Genomic DNA, 17,725 nt, shown 5'->3' with positions numbered 1-17,725 from the left:
CGATGAATTCCTTATCGGCGCTTTAGGTAGAAAGGGCGGAACGAGAAGTCTCCCACGGTCCGTACTGGCTAGAGTCGGAATCGAGCTGTTAGTCCCGCCCACCCCTTCAAGTCTAAACATACAAGCGGGCTTGCTCGCGAAGAGGTCGCCACATTCAACATTTAAGTTGACTGACAGTCCGCTTTCGCGAGCAAGCCCGCTCCCACAGGGATTTGATTGCCAGGCAGCCATTGCGGCTGCCTGGCGTATCGGTGTTAACCGATGGTCATCAGGCTGGCATTACCACCCGCCGCAGCGGTGTTGACGCTCAACGCACGCTCGATCACCAGACGCTCCAGCGCAATGTTGGTTTCGCCCTGCGACAGGCCCTGAACCCCAACGATGGCGCCGGCACGCTTGGCAACCTGCTGGCACACTGCACGCAACTGGTCGGAATGGCCGTGATGCAGAACCGCATCAAACACCACTTCGTCCTTGTTCCAGTCGGAAACCAGCTTGATGCGCGCCTGAATGTCCTTCGGCAGGCGTGCGAACAATGCCTTGGTCATGTCAGCTTCCGGCCATACCGCCGAACCGCCGACAGCCAATACCGCCGCCAGTTGCGTCAGCAGATCACCTTCGACTTCCGCCAGGCACAGCACGTGTTCCCGTGGCAGGATCGCATAGCTGTTGCGTTCGCCGGTCGGGCCGGCCAGGAGGCGGGTGATACCGCTTTGCGATTGCGCGGCGAACTGTACGCACAGGGTGCTCAAGTCGGCAAACTTGTTGCTGTCGGCCCAGGCTTTCAAGGCGGTCAGCGGCTTGCTCATGGCATCGCGCAGACGAACGTCCGGTGCCGCGGCAGCATCGCCACGAGCGAAGGATTGTTCGATCGCATCCGCAGGGCGGGTCGACAGCAGGCGGTACAGGTACAGCGGGCCGCCGGCTTTCGGGCCGGTACCCGACAGGCCTTCGCCGCCGAATGGCTGCACGCCTACTACTGCGCCAACAATGTTGCGGTTGACGTAGACGTTACCGGCGTTGACGTTGTCGATCACCTTGGCAATGGTCTCGTCGATGCGGGTGTGCACGCCCAGGGTCAGGCCGTAGCCGGAAGCGTTGATCTGACCGATCAGTTGATCGATGTCCTTGCGCTTGTAGCGAACCACGTGCAGCACCGGGCCGAAGATCTCCCGTTGCAGTTCATCGAAGCTTTCCAGTTCGATCAGTGTCGGCATCACGAAGGTGCCGCGTTTGACTTCTTCGGCATCGGCGATGGCCACCTGGTACACGCTGCGACCTTTGTCGCGCATGGCCTGGATGTGCTTCTCGATGCCAGCCTTGGCTTCAGCGTCGATCACCGGGCCGATGTCCACGGACAGACGCTCAGGGTTGCCGAGACGGCTTTCAGCCATCGCGCCCTTGAGCATTTCGATGACGCGGTCGGCGGAATCTTCCTGCAAGCACAGTACACGCAGAGCCGAGCAACGCTGACCGGCGCTGTCGAAGGCCGAGGACACCACGTCGATCACAACCTGTTCGGTCAGTGCCGAGGAGTCGACGATCATCGCGTTCTGGCCACCGGTTTCGGCGATCAGCGGAATCGGACGACCCTGGCTGTCCAGGCGGCCGGCGATGTTGCGTTGCAGCAAGCGCGCGACTTCGGTGGAGCCGGTGAACATCACGCCTTTGACGCGATCGTCGCCGACCAGGCCGGCACCGACGGTTTCGCCACGGCCCGGCAGCAGTTGCAACACGCCTTCCGGGATGCCGGCTTCGAGCATCAGGCGCACGGCCTGAGCGGCGACCAGCGGCGTTTGTTCCGCAGGCTTGGCCAATACCGGGTTACCAGCGGCCAATGCAGCAGCCACCTGGCCACTGAAGATCGCCAGCGGGAAGTTCCACGGGCTGATGCATACGACTGGGCCCAACGGACGGTGAGCGTCATTGGTGAAATCGTTGCGTGCCTGCACCGCGTAATAACGCAGGAAATCCACGGCTTCACGCACTTCGGCGATGGCGTTGGCGAAAGTCTTGCCGGCTTCGCGGGCCAGCAGGCCCATCAGCGGCTGGATCTCGGCTTCCATCAGATCGGCGGCACGTTCCAGGATCGCGGCGCGCTCGGCGGGCGGCGTGGCCTGCCAGATCGGTGCAGCGTTGAGGGCGCACTGGATCGCGTTGTCGACGTCTTCGACGGTCGCTTCCTGCACATGGCCGACCACGTCACGCAGATCGGACGGGTTCAAGACCGGTGCCGGGGCTTCGCTGCTGGAAGCGCAACCGAGCATCGGCGCCGCTTTCCAGTGGTTGTGTGCGGTAGCGAGAAGCGCGCAGGACAGGGATGCCAAACGATGTTCGTTGGCCATGTCGATGCCGCTGGAGTTGGCGCGCTCGGAGCCATACAGGTCACGCGGCAGCGGAATGCGCGGGTGCGGCAGGCCGAAACCACCTTCCACGGTCGCCATTTGCTCGATACTGGCTACCGGATCGGCCACCAGTTCCTGGATCGAAATCGACTGGTCGGCAATACGGTTGACGAACGAAGTGTTCGCGCCGTTTTCCAGCAGGCGACGCACCAGGTAGGCCAGCAGGGTTTCGTGGGTGCCGACTGGAGCGTACACGCGGCACGGACGGTTCAGCTTGCCTTCGGAAACTTTGCCTACAACCTGTTCGTACAGCGGTTCACCCATGCCGTGCAGGCACTGGAACTCGTACTGGCCCGGGTAATAGTTCTGACCGGCGATGTGATAAATGGCCGACAGGGTGTGGGCGTTGTGCGTGGCGAACTGCGGGTAGATGACTTCCGGTACCGACAGCAGCTTGCGGGCGCAAGCGATGTAGGACACGTCGGTGTACACCTTGCGGGTGTAGACCGGGTAGCCTTCCAGGCCTTCGACCTGGGCGCGCTTGATTTCGCTGTCCCAGTACGCGCCTTTTACCAGGCGGATCATCAGGCGATGACGGCTGCGGCGAGCGAGGTCGATCACGTAGTCGATCACGTACGGGCAACGCTTCTGGTAAGCCTGGATCACGAAACCAATGCCGTTCCAGCCAGTCAGTTGCGGCTCGAAGCACAGGCGCTCGAGCAGATCCAGTGACAGCTCCAGGCGATCGGCCTCTTCGGCGTCGATGTTCAGGCCGATGTCATATTGCTTGGCCAGCAGGGTCAGCGACAGCAGGCGCGGGTACAGCTCGTCCATCACGCGCTCGTACTGGGCGCGGCTGTAACGCGGGTGCAGGGCGGACAGCTTGATCGAGATGCCCGGGCCTTCATAAATCCCGCGACCGTGGGAGGCTTTGCCGATCGAGTGGATGGCTTGTTCGTACGAGGCCAGGTACTTCTGTGCGTCGTGCTCGGTGAGTGCGGCTTCACCCAGCATGTCGTAGGAATAGCGGAAACCTTTGGTTTCGAACTTGCTGGCGTTGGCCAGGGCTTCGGCGATGGTTTCGCCGGTCACGAACTGCTCGCCCATCAGGCGCATGGCCATGTCGACGCCTTTGCGGATCATCGGCTCGCCGCTCTTGCCGATAATGCGGCTCAGGGACGACGTCAAACCAGCCTCGTTGTGGGTCGACACCAGTTTGCCGGTCAGCAGCAGGCCCCAGGTGGCGGCGTTGACGAACAGCGACGGGCTGTTGCCCAGGTGCGGCTGCCAGTTGCCGGTGCTGATCTTGTCGCGGATCAGGGCGTCGCGGGTGCCTTTGTCCGGGATGCGCAGCAGCGCTTCGGCCAGGCACATCAGCGCCACACCTTCCTGGGACGACAGGGAGAACTCCTGCAACAGGCCCTGGACGATGCCGGCACGGCCGCCAGCGCTCTTCTGGTTGCGCAGTTTTTCAGCAATCGAGGCGGCGAGTTTGTTGGTGGCTTCGGCCATCGGTGCCGGCAGGCGAGCCTGCTCGATCAGCATCGGCACGACTTCCGGCTCAGGGCGACGGTAGGCGGCGGTGATCGACGCGCGCAGTACCGATTGCGGCAGGATGCTTTCGGCGAATTCAAGGAAGCACTGGTGGGCGTGATCCAGAGGCGCGTCGACGGAGTCGTCGAAATCCTTGGTCGAACCGTTCAGCTCGGACAGGGTTGCACCACCCTCGAGTTTTTCCAGGTAATTGAAGATTGCCTGCTTGATCAGCCAGTGCGGCGTGCGATCAATCGAGGTCGCGGCGGCCTTGAGGCGTTCGCGGGTCGGGTCGTCAAGTTTGACCCCAAGGGTGGTGGTAGCCATGTTTTTATCCTCATGTTTGCCACGACTGCGTGGCATCAGCTGGCGGCAAGATTAGCCGTGCGACTGTTGAGGTGCAACCGGGTGCAACCCTTTTTTTGTCGGAATATTACGCAGCTCGTCAGGAAATAAATTCTGGTACGGCGGTGCTGCCTTTGCTTGGTGCTTTTTAGGGTGGTTGGCCCTCGTTCTTGCTCCGAAAAGGAGCAAAAAACCGGGTTTGAAATTTATTTCCGACTGGGTGCAACTTATTCTCAAGAAACTGGTTGCACCTTATTTGCTTTGTTGAATAGCATTCGCGCCCAAGGTGCAACCCGGTCGAAACCCGGGTGCTCCGGCTGATGGCTTTCCTGGGGAAACATCAGTCATAAATGCGCGGGAATCCGGATCGTCTGTCAAACGTATGCGTTTGCGAGCGGTTCACCAGCCGCAGCTACATAAAAACAAAGCCAGGGCGTAACTTAATGAGCGTAAGCAATCCAACCCTGATCACGTTCGTGATCTACATCGCAGCAATGGTGCTGATCGGCTTGATGGCCTATCGCTCCACCAACAACCTTTCCGACTACATTCTGGGCGGTCGTAGCCTGGGCAGCGTCGTGACCGCACTGTCCGCCGGTGCCTCCGACATGAGCGGCTGGTTGTTGATGGGCTTGCCCGGCGCAATCTACATGTCCGGCCTTTCCGAAAGCTGGATCGCCATCGGCCTGATCGTCGGCGCCTACCTGAACTGGCTGTTCGTCGCCGGCCGTCTGCGTGTGCAGACCGAGCACAACGGTGATGCACTGACCCTGCCGGACTACTTCGCCAGCCGTTTCGAAGACAAAAGCGGCCTGCTGCGGATCATCTCCGCGGTCGTGATCCTGGTGTTCTTCACCATCTACTGCGCTTCCGGCATCGTGGCCGGTGCCCGTCTGTTCGAAAGCACCTTCGGCATGTCCTACGAGACTGCGCTGTGGGCCGGTGCTGCGGCGACGATTGCCTACACCTTTATCGGTGGTTTCCTGGCCGTGAGCTGGACCGATACCGTACAAGCCACCCTGATGATCTTCGCGTTGATTCTGACGCCGGTTATCGTGTTGCTGGCCACCGGCGGCGTCGACACCACTTTCCTGGCCATCGAAGCGCAAGATCCAAGCAACTTCGACATGCTCAAGGGCACCACTTTCATCGGCATCATCTCGCTGATGGGCTGGGGTCTGGGCTACTTCGGCCAGCCGCATATCCTGGCGCGTTTCATGGCTGCCGATTCGGTTAAATCGATCGCCAACGCCCGTCGCATTTCCATGACCTGGATGATCCTGTGCCTGGGCGGCACCGTGGCAGTCGGCTTCTTCGGTATCGCCTACTTCTCGGCGCACCCGGACGTGGCTGGCGCAGTCACCGAGAACCACGAGCGTGTGTTCATCGAACTGGCCAAGATCCTGTTCAACCCATGGATCGCGGGTATCCTGCTGTCGGCCATTCTGGCTGCCGTCATGAGCACCCTGAGCTGCCAGTTGCTGGTGTGCTCGAGCGCCCTGACCGAAGACTTCTACAAGACCTTCCTGCGTAAGTCCGCTTCGCAGCTGGAACTGGTGTGGGTCGGCCGTGCCATGGTGTTGTTGGTTGCCCTGGTGGCGATCGCCCTGGCGTCCAACCCGGAAAACCGTGTACTGGGTCTGGTGAGCTACGCCTGGGCCGGTTTCGGTGCCGCATTCGGTCCGGTCGTGCTGATCTCCGTGATCTGGAAAGACATGACCCGCAACGGCGCACTGGCCGGTATCCTGGTCGGCGCGATCACCGTGATCGTCTGGAAACACTTCGAACTGCTGGGCCTGTACGAAATCATCCCTGGTTTCATCTTCGCCAGCCTGGCGATCTACTTCGTCAGCAAGATGGGCACGCCGACTGCCGGCATGTTCCAGCGTTTTGCTGCTGCAGAGAATGATTACCGCCTGAACAAGTGATGAGTGATGGGTTGAACTCTACCCATCGCTGATAAAAGAACGGCTCGCAGCCTCAGGTTGCGGGCCGTTTTTTTTGCGTTCACTTTGGCTCCTATTTCCGCTTCGTAACCCTTTTCTGCAGGACTTGTAGGAGGTTTCCTGATTTGCCCAGATGCCTTGAATTACCTCTCTGCTCACGTACTTTGCGCTAGCCCGACTCATTTCCGAACCGGGATAACTCATCGTTAACAACGGTGCATTTCCCCAAGGGGTGGGGGCGCCAGTTGAAAGGGATATCAAGACATGGCTATCGGGCATTACATTGGGCTAGGTGACAAAACTGACTGCGGCGGCACCGTTCTGGAGGGGGACCACACCTTCAATTTCGGTCTCATCCATGCGCGTGAGGGTGATCTGGTCAGTTGCGGAAAAGATAAGCAGAGCTACCGGATCATCGGCGGCGTCTCTCACGTCCTGAGCGAGGGGCGACGAGTGGCCGGCACGCTGGATAGTTTCAGTGGTTGCCCTTGTCGAGCCAAACTACTCCCTTCGAATTTCGAGGGGAGTTATGTCAATGAACCCCCTGCACCGAAAGCAGCCAGGGCAACCGCACAATCGGCCGCGACTACGCCTTCGATGACAGCCACCAGCAATTCGACCGCGCAGCGTCCATCCAGCTTTACGTCAGTGCCAAGTGCGTCGTCTCGATCACAGCCCACTGGTCTCGACGTTCCGGAACCCGGCTTTTATATCGTGCCCAAAAGCACAACCCGCGAACAACTTGAAGCCTCGCTATTCACCCTGCGCGACCCGGCGGTGATGGGCAAATTCAAACTGCTCAATCCCAACCTGCGCGACGTCAAAGCCGGCTCGATGATCGTGCTGAGCGACCCGAACAACTACCAGTGCACCCGTGAAGAAGCCCTGCTCATGGACGTGGCGGCCAAGACCAACCAGGTGCTTGAAACGCTCAGCCCGGAGGAGGCGGATTTCATGGTGCAGCACCGTGATGCCATCCAGACCTTCCTGGGCCATGGCTCGACCGCAATCGGCGTGGGCGCGAGTATTCTCAAAAACAATCTGGATAACGTAAGCGACACCCTGAAAAAAATCGAAGCGTTGCATCAGAATTCATTTCTGCGCGATGGCCACCTGAGCTCACCGACGTTTCTGGCAGAGCGTCAAAAACTGCTCGCTCAACTCGATATCCACCTGACAAGCCTGACGCGCAAGGGTATCGGTTTCCCCGACCACTCCAATTTGAATCGTGCAATGTTCCTCTCGCCTCCCAGCCTGGTTCATCGCTGGACGGATGCTGGCGGCGTAGGGCAGATGCCAGGTTACGCGACTCATCTTGATGGGGTGGCCAAGGCTTCCAAATACCTCAAGTACGGTAGCTGGGTCGGCTCGGCTATTGGTGGCGGGGCGTCGGCCATGAAGGTGCAGGATGTGTGCACGGCGGGAAATCCCGAGGCCTGCAGGCGAGTTAAATTTACTGAGGCGGGGAGTTTCGCCGGTGGCATCGCAGGAGGCGCAATAATAGGTACAGCCTTAACCGCTAATACAGTTGGTGGGATTTGCCTCGCGGTCGGCGCGACCACGGCAGGAGTCGGAACCTTAGTATGTGGCGTGGTGGTCACAGCGGGATCGTTAGTAGGCGGCGCAGTGGGTAGCGGGCTTGGTGAGTTATTTGGCGACATCGTTTACGAGATGAATTAATGACACCTGCAAAATTGATTTTCGGCATTTTCGGTGGCGTGGTTCTGCTGATGATATTCATTTGGATGGGGTTAGCACTTTACTTGTCCTACACCAAGATAGACGTGATGCTAAAACATCTGAAAAACAGTACTGCAGTCATGGCTTTATCTCGCTATCGACATCTCGGTGCATGGGGCCACTTACATTTGATTGCGGGAATCGCAGCACTTGTCGCGTTCCCTGATCGCCATATTAGAAATGGCACTCTAAGTGCTAGCGACCTAAACAGTCTTCCTGGTTCACTTAAGCGCCAGCTTGTCATTTGGCGCTGGGGAGTACTGATTCTGTGTGGATTGCTTTTGTTATTAGGTGGCGTTGGTACAGCGACTGACTGGATATAATTAAAGTTCACTTGAAGATCAGATCGACTTAAAAATCTTCCCCCCCAACAAAAAATGGGCACCCAACCAGGTTGGCGTGCCCATTCTTTATGCCACTTTCTCGTCAGGCGGGTTAGGAGGATGCGTTACGGAATAACACTATCCTCCAACGACTTACCCAGTTTGAGCGCAACAGTCTCAAATCTCTTTGGTGGATTGGGGTTGCTGCGAATTTTTCCGGGCAAGGTCCTAGGACGTTTCCTTCAAAACCTAGCGGTTTTCATGAAGTGGTGCGATGCGATTTCCGTCGATAATCTTTGGCGGTCACTGACAATTCAGTGGTGGGGTGTAGGAACCCGTTAAGACCAGAAACGCTTTGACGTCGACACCTGATTTGCGGCCACTAACGTGCGCCCGTAAGATCTGTTGCGGCGGCTGTGCGCGGGCACGCTTCGGCGTGGTCGAGTTCTCTGGTCTCGATATTCCTACCCCGCGTATGGCTGCCACCCAAGCCTGTAGGAAGGCCGATGGTAGCCCTCACTTCTACCAGAGGTTTAAAAAATGAAAACAATTCACCCCGATCCGCCCTACGAAAAGCCGATCCCCCATCCCGACAACCGCTTCATGGCATTGACCAGCAACTGCACCGATATGCCCACCCTGTTCGTCGACACCCACGCACCACTCGACATCCTCACCGACGCCGCCAACTACAGAATCCGCGCAGTAACCCAAGTGCTTGAGAACCTGTCCATGCGCGGCTCAATCGAGTGCGAGTCGTTCATCCTCAGCGATTTCGCCTTGCTCTGCGCAATTACGTTGCGCGATGGCTGTGATGTGCTGGATGTGGTTGGGCGGCGGTTGCGGGCACGGCCTTCTGCGTAGCGCCAGGCGGCTTTTGTGGCGAGGGGGCTTGCCCCCGTTGGGTTGCGCAGCAACCCTGAGTTCAGCGACCCGGTGTTATCAGGCACACCGCAGTACTTGGGGTTGGCGACTGCTTCGCAGTCGAACGGGGGCAAGCCCCCTCGCCACAAGGGTGTGCAGTGCCTCAACTGACCCGCTCAGCCGCCAACCCCTGACTTGCCGGCCGGTAAAAGGTAAACTTCCCGGCCTTCGCAGGAGCAGCCATGAATTATCGCCACGCCTTCCATGCCGGCAATCACGCCGATGTGTTCAAACACCTGACCTTGACCCGCCTCATCGCCCTGATGTCGCGCAAGGAGCAGCCGTTTGCCTATCTCGATACCCACGCCGGCATCGGTCTGTATGACCTTCAGGGTGATCAGGCCAATCGTACCGGTGAGTACCTGGAAGGCATTGCGCGTTTGTGGGATCAGCCGGATCTGCCGATCCTGACCGCTGATTACATGCAGGTGCTGCACGAGATGAACCCGGATGGCCAGTTGCGCTATTACCCGGGGTCGCCGGAGTTGGCGCGGCGCCTGACCCGTCCGCAGGATCGTGTGTTGCTCAACGAGAAGCACCCGGAAGATGGCGTGCTGCTCAAGGACAACATGGCCGGTGATCGCCGGGTCAAGGTTCACCTGGGTGAAGGCTGGCACGTGTCCCGGGCCTTGCTGCCCGTGCCGGAGAAACGTGCGGTGATGTTGATCGATCCGCCGTTCGAGAAGCTCGATGAGATGCAGCGCTGTGCCGCGTCATTGAAGGAAGCGATTGGCCGGATGCGTCAGACCGTGGCGGCAATCTGGTACCCGGTGAAGGATCAGCGCGCGCTGCGCCGCTTCTATCAGGACCTGGCCGGTACCGGTGCGCCGAAGTTGTTGCGGGTGGAGTTGCTGGTGCATCCATTGGATACGCCCAACAGCCTGAACGGTTCCGGGTTGGCGATTGCCAATCCGCCGTGGGGGCTGGAGGAAGAATTGCGTGAGCTGCTGCCGTGGTTGTCCGAGAAGCTTGGGCAGACCCAGGGTGGGTGGCGGATGGACTGGTTGATTGCCGAGAGTTGATCTGTAGGAGCGAGCTTGCTCGCGAAGGTCGTGAACGTTAACGCGTAAAACCGGATGCCCAGCGGCGTCCTTTGGTTTTTCGCGAGCGGGCTCGCTCATACAGTCAGTTGTCAGATCGGGCAGGTCACGCCGGTACCGCCGATGCCGCAGTAGCCTTCCGGATTTTTCGCCAGGTACTGCTGGTGATACGTCTCGGCAAAGTAGACGGTCGGGGCCTGGTCGATTTCGGTGCTGATTTCACCGAGACCGGCCTTGGACAGCTCGGCCTGGTAGGTTTCCTTGCTCTTGAGCGCCGCGTCCAGTTGTTCCGGGCTAGTGGCGTAGATCACCGAACGGTACTGGGTGCCGATGTCATTGCCCTGGCGCATGCCTTGCGTCGGGTTGTGCAGTTCCCAGAACATCGCCAGCAGTCCTTCGTAGCTGACCTTGGCCTTGTCGTACACCACCAACACCACTTCGGCGTGACCGGTCAGGCCCGAGCAGACTTCTTCGTAGGTCGGGTTCGGTGTGAAACCGCCGGCGTAGCCGACCACGGTGCTGACCACGCCTTCACGCTGCCAGAAGCGGCGTTCCGCGCCCCAAAAGCAGCCGAGGCCGAAGATCGCGAAGTCGACATCTTCGAAGAACGGGCCGAGCAAGGGGGTGTCTTTAAACACAAAGTGCTTTTCAGGCAGGGTCATCGCGGTTTCGCGGCCAGGCAGAGCTTGTTCTTTAGTAGGGAGCACGTTTTTGTTCACCAGAATTTCCGAGCGCAGAACCATGATCAGTCCTCTCAGTCAGGTTGGGTTGTAAATAAACAGACCGTCAGTGTGCCCAATACCTGCCCGATACGCACTACCCCTGTAGGGGTGAGTCTGCTCGCGATAGCGGTGTGTCGGTGTCATGGGGGCTGACTGGTCCACCGCTATCGCGAGCAAGCTCGCTCCCACAGGTTTTTTTGCCTGCCTCAGAGTTTATGTCTGCCACAGGTTCTGTGTCTGTCAGGCGATTGGGCCACGCGGGTAGCGTTTGAGCTTGTCGATCAGCTCGTTGCCCGGGATCGGGCGGTCGAACAGGTAGCCCTGGCCGACGTCGCAGCGGTGGCGGCGCAGAAACGACAACTGCTCGGCGGTTTCGATGCCTTCAGCCACGACCTTGAGTTTCAGGTTGTGGGCCATGGCGATCACCGCGGAGGTGATTTCCATGTCGTCCTGGTTGTCCGGGATTTCGTGGATAAAGCTTCGATCGATCTTGATGATGTCGATGGGGAATTTTTTCAAGTAACTGAGCGACGAGTAACCGGTGCCGAAGTCGTCCATGGCCAGAGTCAGGCCCAGGCGCTTGAGCTGGTCGAGCTGCAAGTGGGTGTCTTCGGTAGCCTCCAGCAGCAGGCCTTCGGTCAGCTCCAGCTCCAGCAAATGCGCCGGCAGGGCTTCTTCCTTGAGGATGTTGGCAATGGAGGCCACCAGGTCCGGGTCGGAAAACTGCTTGGGCGACAGGTTGATCGCCACTTGCAGGTTGCCCAGGCCGGCGGCGGTCAGCGCTTTGCTCATGCGGCAGGCCTGGCGGGCGATCCACTTGCCGATCGGAATGATCAGCCCGGTTTCCTCGGCGACGCTGATGAACTGATCCGGGCGGATCATGCCCTTTTCCGGATGGTCCCAGCGCAGCAGGGCTTCCATCCCCAGCAGGCGACCGCTGCGCAGGCACAGCTTGGGCTGGTAGAACACGTCGAGTTCGTTCTGGGTCAGGGCGCGGCGCAGGTTGTTTTCGACGAACAGCTTGTAGCTGGCCTCGGCGTTCAGCGCTTCGGTGAACACCTGCACCTGATGTTTGCCGTTGGCCTTGGCCTTGTGCAGCGCCAGCCCGGCATTGCGCATCAGGGTTTGCGGGTCACGCCCGTGCAGTGGCGCGCAGGCCAGGCCCACGGAGCCGGTGACACTGATCAACTGGTTGTCGACGAACATCGGTTTGTCGAGGGTCGCCAGCAACTGGTTGGCCACTTGCTGGCCCGTCGTGAGGTCGCTGTTGTCCAGCAACACGGCGAATTCGTTACTGGCGAAGCGTGCCAGGCTGCCGCTCGGGATCAGGCTGTTGCGCAGGCGCCGGGCCAGGCTGATCAGCAGTTTGTCGCCGGTCTGGTGGCCGAGGCTGTCGTTGATCCGCTTGAAGTTGTCGATGTCCACCAGCAACAGGCTGATCGGCGCGTCGCTGTCCCGGGCGAAGCGTTCATCGAGGTTGCGGATGAACGCCGGGCGGTTGCCGAGGTTGGTCAGGTTGTCGGTGTAGGCCAGGCGCTCGATGCGTTGTTGGGCGAGCTTGGTCTGGGTGATGTCTTCGTAGATGCCGATGTAGTGGGTCAGCTCGCGGTTGTCGCCGTAAACCTTGGAGATCGACAATTGGCCCCAGTAGGGTTCGAGGTTTTTCCGGCGGCTCTTGAATTCACCTTGCCAACTGTTGCTCTTGGCCAGCGCCGAAGGTGCATCGAACAGCAGTTCGCTGAGGTTCTCCAGGGCCGGTAGTTCTGACAGGCGCTGACCGTGCACTTCTTCGGTGGAATATTGGGTGATCGCGGTGAAGCTCGGGTTGACGTATTCCACCACGCCATCGCAGTTGACCAGCAAAAAGGCGTTGGCACTTTGTTCGACCGCGCGCTGGAACAGGTGCAGGGCGCTGGTGGCGGTTCGCCGGTTGTGGTTGCTGATGACCTGGGCAAACTGGTCCGCCAGTTCTCCGGCGAACGCGATTTCATCCGACTGCCAGGCGCGGGTTGCCCCGGTTTGCTCCAGGCACAAAACGCCGACCACCTGGCCATCGACGCGGATACTGGCGTCGAGCATTGCGTTGACGTCCCGCGGGCGCAGGCTTTCGGCCATCTCCCGGGTGCGTGGGTCGCGCATGGCGTTATGGGCGTCGATGGCGCGGCCGGTGTGCAGGGCGTCGAGATAATCGGGGAAAAGACTGACGTCGATCGGTTGCGGCAGCAGGTATTCCTGATTCGTGCGGTGATAGGCCGAGATCGGCACCAGCATCGAGCCTTCAAGGTGCCACAGGCTGGCACTGTCGATTTCGTAGATGTCGCAGGCGCTGCGGGTGATCAGCTCGGCGGCTTCGCGCAAGGAGTTGTTGCTGCTGTAGCGTTGACGGGTGAGCAGCAGGATCAGATCCTGCTGGGCTCGCACCCGCTCCAGATGCAGCAGTTGCTCCTGCTGGGTGCGCTGATTGAGTTCCAGGGCGATTTGCAGGCGCGAGTTCTGGGTTTCAAGGTCCATGGCCGGTTGCAGCGGGTCATCCTCGAACAGGCCGTCGATGACCAGCAGGTAGCCGCGCAACAGGTGTCGATTGTGTTGTTTGTAGGCTTCGCCCAGCTCCAGCAGAGTCAGGGAGCCAGCGGCGGTGTGCAGGGTATAGCGGATCAGGTAGTGCGGGCTTTCAGTCAGCTGTTGCTGGACTGCGTCGTGCAGTTGATAGCGCGCTAGCGGCTCCATCAGGCTGGCGTAGGGCGAGCCCACCAGCGCACACAGTTCCACGGCTGGCAGGCCGAACTGGCGTTCGCAATTGGGATCGAGAAACAGCAGCGCCCAGCTGGGTTCATTAAGCCGTTCGAAACGCAGCATGCCGAGCCGCGAGGGCACAGGCAACTGCGTCACTACCTCGGCCACCATACGGCTGGCGGCATCGGGCTGGCTTTTCATGGAGGGAAACTCGCTTCGAATATGCTGAACGCGCTGGGCTCTCGCCCTCTTTACTGTTGCCTGCGGCAAGGTTGCATCATTGCGACACCGACTGACAAGAGAGATGAAGGCCAAGTGCTATAAGAATATGTCGGCAGACGACAAGTTTTCTTCAGTCGGTGGCAAAAAGTATTGCCAGTCGCTGAAAAATCGCAGTTTTGCAAGTATTGCCAGTGACTGCGATCTGTTTCCGGGTCAGCGAATCGGGATGCCAATGGACTGCAAATGCTTGCCCTCCCGGTCGTGGAAATTCACCTGAAGCTGCCCGGCATCGACGACCAGGTGTGCAAAATTATCCTGGCTGATCACCTTGCTGGTCAGTTCATGTCGATAGTCGCCTGCGGCGGTGCGGGCCAGGGGGTGATCGAGGACGAATGTGGCGGTCGTGGCATAGGGCAGCATTTTGCTGTTGCACAGCGGTGACGAGACGATGGTGTGGACCTCGAAGTCCGCATCCTCGCTGTGGCTCAGCCGACTGGTCAGCGAGCCGTGGACATCGCCGGAAATGAAGAAGACATTCTTGATGCGGTGTGTGCGAATGGTCTCCAGCAACCGTAGCCGTTGTTCTGGAAAGGCCTGCCAGGCGTCATCATCCGTGCGTTTGCGATCAGGGTAGAACATGACACTGGTGACCACGAATTTGACCCGCGCCGGGCTGTGGATCAGCCAGTCGCACAAGGCTTGTTCCTGGGCTGCGTCGAGAATGCGTCGGTCAGTGGCCGACAGGTTGCGTCGGGTTCGACTGTCGGTAACAAACCATTCGATATCACCTTCAGTAAATTGATACCAGTATTTGTCCAATCGTTTATTGATAAGTCCATCATCGGTTAGTGCATGGGCTGGACTATGGCTGGCCTGATATAACTCATAGGCTCTGATTGCGTTTGCATATAAGTAGTCATCGGACTTGCTCTTGTTGGCGGGCCAGTTGTCCTCTATTTCATGGTCGTCAAGGATCATGTAAGTGGGCAGGCTGGACATTAGGCTGGCGATATTTATCTGCGAAAACGCCACGCGATATTTTTGCAGGATTTCCTTGAGTTCCCGATCAGGAGCAATGATGTTCAAGTCATCGACATAGATTTGGTCACCCGTCATCACCAGCGCACTGACGGGAGGACTGGCTTGCTCCACCAAGCGTGAAATTGAAGCGAAGATTCTGTCGCCCAAGTGAGGGGCGAATGCGATGCCTGCGGTCATGCGCAGGTATCGGCAGGAGCCGACAATGTAGGCTCTTGGCAGGCCGGCCTGGCTGGAGCGGGTACGCAAATGATAAACCTGCCGTGGCCATTGCAGCGGGAGTTCCTTCACCGTGTCGACGGTGTGCGCCGGCCCCGTCGGGCTGAACCACCCGGCCTGATATTCATAGTCGGAGTCGGCGAGCAGGTTGTTTAGTGCAAAGACTTCGCACATGTCATGCTCGGGTTCGAGTTTCGCAAAGTTACCTTTTGACCAGTGATCTTCGCCTTGTCGTCTATAACGAATGCCAGCAAATACCAAAGTGTTTTTGTTGTGTTCACCGCGCAAAAAAATACGCGCGTGATTAGTTGTGGTGTGGCCAATAATCGGGCCGACAGTTGGATTGAACATGATTGAGTCCATTCGGCTGCTAATGAATTAGTCAGATGGTTGTTTCGGATGTAATAAGTAGTCTTCCAGCCAAGACTAGTTATTTGGCCCGAAAAAATATCTGGCAGAAATGGACTCGAGTTGTGGGCGGTATCAGCCACAAATGTAGGAAGACGTTTTAAGTAATAACTTCAGGCAAAAAAAAGCCCCGCCAAATTGGCGGGGTTGAGGTACGAGCGTGGCGCTCGGAAACGTGGAACGCAACAGGCCCTCCGGAGAAGGAGGGCCGGTCGGTGTTACAGGAGCATGGTGCGGATGTCGCCCAGCAGATCGCTCAGACGCTTGGTGAAGCGTGCAGCAGCGGCGCCGTTGATCACACGGTGATCGTAGGACAGCGACAGCGGCAGCATCAGTTTCGGCTGGAAGGCTTTGCCGTCCCAGACTGGCTGGATGGTTGCCTTGGAAACACCGAGGATCGCCACTTCCGGCGCGTTGACGATCGGCGTGAAGCCGGTGCCGCCAATGTGGCCGAGGCTGGAAATGGTGAAGCAGGCGCCTTGCATCTCGTCCGACGAGAGTTTCTTGGTCCGGGCTTTTTCAGCCAGGGAAGCAGCCTCGGCGGCCAATTGCAGCAGGCTCTTCTGGTCGACGTTCTTGATGACCGGTACCAGCAGGCCATCCGGGGTGTCGACGGCGAAGCCGATGTTCACGTATTTCTTGCGGATGATCGCTTTGCCGCTTGGCGCCAGCGAGCTGTTGAAGTCCGGCAGTTCCTTGAGCAGGTGCGCGCAGGTCTTGAGCAGCAACGGCAGGATGGTCAGCTTGACGCCGGCCTTTTCTGCAACGGCTTTCTGGGCAACACGGAACGCTTCGAGCTCGGTGATATCCGCCGAGTCGAATTGCGTCACGTGCGGTACGTTCAGCCAGCTGCGATGCAGGTTGGCGGCGCCGACCTGCATCAGGCGGGTCATCGGCACTTCTTCGATTTCACCGAAGCGGCTGAAGTCCACGACCGGAATCGGCGGGATGCCCGCGCCACCGGTTGCGCCAGCAGCAGCGGCCGGTGCTTCCTTGGCCTTCTGCATCATGGCTTTGACGTAAACCTGCACGTCTTCCTTCAGGATGCGACCGTGCGGGCCGCTGGCGCCAACGGCGCTCAGCTCGACGCCGAATTCGCGGGCCAGTTGACGCACGGCAGGGCCGGCGTGAACTTTGGCGCCTGGCTTGGCTGGAGCGGCAACCGGGGCAGCAGCAGGAGCAGCGGCAGCCGGAGCAGCAGCGGCTGGAGCCGGAGCGCTCGGAGCAGCAGCGGCAGGTGCAGTCGCAGCAACAGGTGCAGCAGGAGCGGCGCCTTTGACTTTCAGCTTGAGGATCAGGTCACCGGTACCGACTTCGTCATCGAGCTTGATGGAAACGCTTTCCACCACGCCAGTGGCTGGCGACGGGATTTCCATGCTCGCCTTGTCGGATTCCAGGGTGATCAGCGACTGGTCGGCCACAACGGTGTCGCCGGCCTTGACCAGGACTTCGATGATCTTGGCCTTGCCCGCCGAACCGATGTCCGGAACATGGATGTCCTGAACGCTGTCGGCCACTGGAGCGGCCGGGGCTGCGGCAGCAGCAGGTGCAGCGGCGGGTGCCGGAGCGGCAGCCTGGGCCGGAGCAGCAGCCGGTGCAGCAGCACCCGCCACTTCCAGGTCCAGGATCAGGTCGCCGGTGCCGACTTCGTCGTTGAGCTTGACGCTGATGGCCTTGACCACGCCAGCGGCAGGCGACGGGATTTCCATGCTCGCCTTGTCGGACTCCAGGGTGATCAGCGACTGATCAGCCGCGACGGTGTCGCCGACCTTGACCTGGATCTCGATGATCTGGGCCTTGCCCGACGAACCGATGTCCGGCACGTGCACTTGCTGAACGCTGGCAGCAGCCGGCGCAGCAGGAGCAGGAGCAGGAGCGGCGGCAGGTGCAGCAGCCGGTTTGGCTTCAGCCTTGGCCGCCGGTGCGGCAGCCGCAGGAGCCGCAGCAGCGGCACCTTCGACTTCCAGCTCCAGCAGTTCGTCGCCTTCTTTCAGGCGATCGCCCAGCTTCACTTTCAGGCTCTTGATGATACCGGCCTTCGGCGCAGGCACTTCCATGCTCGCCTTGTCCGACTCAAGTGTCAGGATGCTCTGGTCGGCTTCGATACGGTCGCCGACCTTCACAAACAGTTCAATTACTTCACCTTCACCGCTGCCGATGTCAGGTACGCGAATGAGTTCGCTCACA

10 protein-coding genes are annotated in these 17,725 nt (G+C 59.4%); 5 read left to right on the top strand and 5 right to left on the bottom strand.

Annotated elements, in window-relative coordinates; all coding sequences use genetic code 11:
• Positions 1–254: 254 nt before the first annotated feature.
• Positions 255–4,205, bottom strand: coding sequence for a trifunctional transcriptional regulator/proline dehydrogenase/L-glutamate gamma-semialdehyde dehydrogenase (gene putA / locus KGB29_RS25795; protein ID WP_154910338.1), 3,951 nt, complete (start codon positions 4,203–4,205; stop codon positions 255–257).
• Positions 4,206–4,666: 461 nt separating this feature from the next.
• Here putA and putP point away from each other — a divergent pair, with 461 nt between their 5' ends.
• From putP to KGB29_RS25770, 5 genes are all read left to right on the top strand, one after another.
• Positions 4,667–6,151, top strand: a complete 1,485-nt coding sequence (gene putP / locus KGB29_RS25790; protein ID WP_154910339.1) for a sodium/proline symporter PutP — start codon at positions 4,667–4,669, stop codon at positions 6,149–6,151.
• 282 nt (positions 6,152–6,433) lie between these two features.
• Positions 6,434–7,849 carry a PAAR domain-containing protein gene (locus KGB29_RS25785; RefSeq protein ID WP_154910340.1) on the top strand — a complete coding sequence of 472 codons (1,416 nt, stop codon included), beginning with the start codon at positions 6,434–6,436 and terminating at the stop codon, positions 7,847–7,849.
• Positions 7,849–8,232 (top strand): hypothetical protein, encoded by a 384-nt coding sequence (locus KGB29_RS25780; RefSeq protein WP_102671111.1) that lies wholly within the window; start codon positions 7,849–7,851, stop codon positions 8,230–8,232. The genes KGB29_RS25785 and KGB29_RS25780 overlap by 1 nt, the downstream gene beginning before the upstream one ends.
• Before the next feature lie 540 nt (positions 8,233–8,772).
• Complete coding sequence (locus KGB29_RS25775) at positions 8,773–9,096, top strand: hypothetical protein (protein ID WP_154910341.1); 324 nt, start codon at positions 8,773–8,775, stop codon at positions 9,094–9,096.
• Positions 9,097–9,338: 242 nt separating this feature from the next.
• Entirely contained in the window at positions 9,339–10,178 is an 840-nt protein-coding gene (locus KGB29_RS25770) for a 23S rRNA (adenine(2030)-N(6))-methyltransferase RlmJ (RefSeq protein WP_057712298.1), read from the top strand.
• A gap of 110 nt (positions 10,179–10,288) precedes the next feature.
• Here KGB29_RS25770 and msrA read toward each other — a convergent pair whose 3' ends face one another.
• The 4 genes from msrA to aceF form a co-directional block, all read right to left on the bottom strand.
• Entirely contained in the window at positions 10,289–10,939 is a 651-nt protein-coding gene (gene msrA / locus KGB29_RS25765; protein ID WP_090452759.1) for a peptide-methionine (S)-S-oxide reductase MsrA, read from the bottom strand.
• A 219-nt stretch (positions 10,940–11,158) separates the two neighbouring features.
• A complete protein-coding gene (locus KGB29_RS25760) occupies positions 11,159–13,852 on the bottom strand; it encodes a putative bifunctional diguanylate cyclase/phosphodiesterase (RefSeq protein WP_150811923.1) in 2,694 nt (897 codons plus the stop codon).
• 234 nt (positions 13,853–14,086) lie between these two features.
• Positions 14,087–15,481, bottom strand: a complete 1,395-nt coding sequence (locus KGB29_RS25755) for an alkaline phosphatase D family protein (protein ID WP_154910342.1) — start codon at positions 15,479–15,481, stop codon at positions 14,087–14,089.
• A 275-nt stretch (positions 15,482–15,756) separates the two neighbouring features.
• The gene (aceF, locus tag KGB29_RS25750; RefSeq protein WP_154910343.1) at positions 15,757–17,724 is read right to left on the bottom strand and encodes a dihydrolipoyllysine-residue acetyltransferase; all 1,968 of its coding nucleotides are present in this window, start codon (positions 17,722–17,724) and stop codon (positions 15,757–15,759) included.
• Between the last annotated feature and the right edge of the window lies 1 nt (position 17,725).

Origin of the sequence: Pseudomonas sp. BF-B-30 (assembly GCF_019956305.1) — a bacterium.
GTDB classification, from domain to species: domain Bacteria; phylum Pseudomonadota; class Gammaproteobacteria; order Pseudomonadales; family Pseudomonadaceae; genus Aquipseudomonas; species Aquipseudomonas jessenii.
Note: the sequence above shows the minus strand (reverse complement) of the source record. Positions and strands in the feature narration are given on the sequence as shown.

What these genes read in the sequence shown, in the direction of transcription:
- KGB29_RS25785 (WP_154910340.1), top strand. Translation starts at nt 6,434, where the DNA reads ATGGCTATCGGGCATTACATTGGGCTAGGTGACAAAACTGACTGCGGC.
- KGB29_RS25760 (WP_150811923.1), bottom strand. Translation starts at nt 13,852, where the DNA reads ATGAAAAGCCAGCCCGATGCCGCCAGCCGTATGGTGGCCGAGGTAGTG.
- msrA (WP_090452759.1), bottom strand. Translation starts at nt 10,939, where the DNA reads ATGGTTCTGCGCTCGGAAATTCTGGTGAACAAAAACGTGCTCCCTACT.
- putA (WP_154910338.1), bottom strand. Translation starts at nt 4,205, where the DNA reads ATGGCTACCACCACCCTTGGGGTCAAACTTGACGACCCGACCCGCGAA.
- KGB29_RS25755 (WP_154910342.1), bottom strand. Translation starts at nt 15,481, where the DNA reads ATGTTCAATCCAACTGTCGGCCCGATTATTGGCCACACCACAACTAAT.
- putP (WP_154910339.1), top strand. Translation starts at nt 4,667, where the DNA reads ATGAGCGTAAGCAATCCAACCCTGATCACGTTCGTGATCTACATCGCA.
- KGB29_RS25780 (WP_102671111.1), top strand. Translation starts at nt 7,849, where the DNA reads ATGACACCTGCAAAATTGATTTTCGGCATTTTCGGTGGCGTGGTTCTG.
- KGB29_RS25775 (WP_154910341.1), top strand. Translation starts at nt 8,773, where the DNA reads ATGAAAACAATTCACCCCGATCCGCCCTACGAAAAGCCGATCCCCCAT.
- KGB29_RS25770 (WP_057712298.1), top strand. Translation starts at nt 9,339, where the DNA reads ATGAATTATCGCCACGCCTTCCATGCCGGCAATCACGCCGATGTGTTC.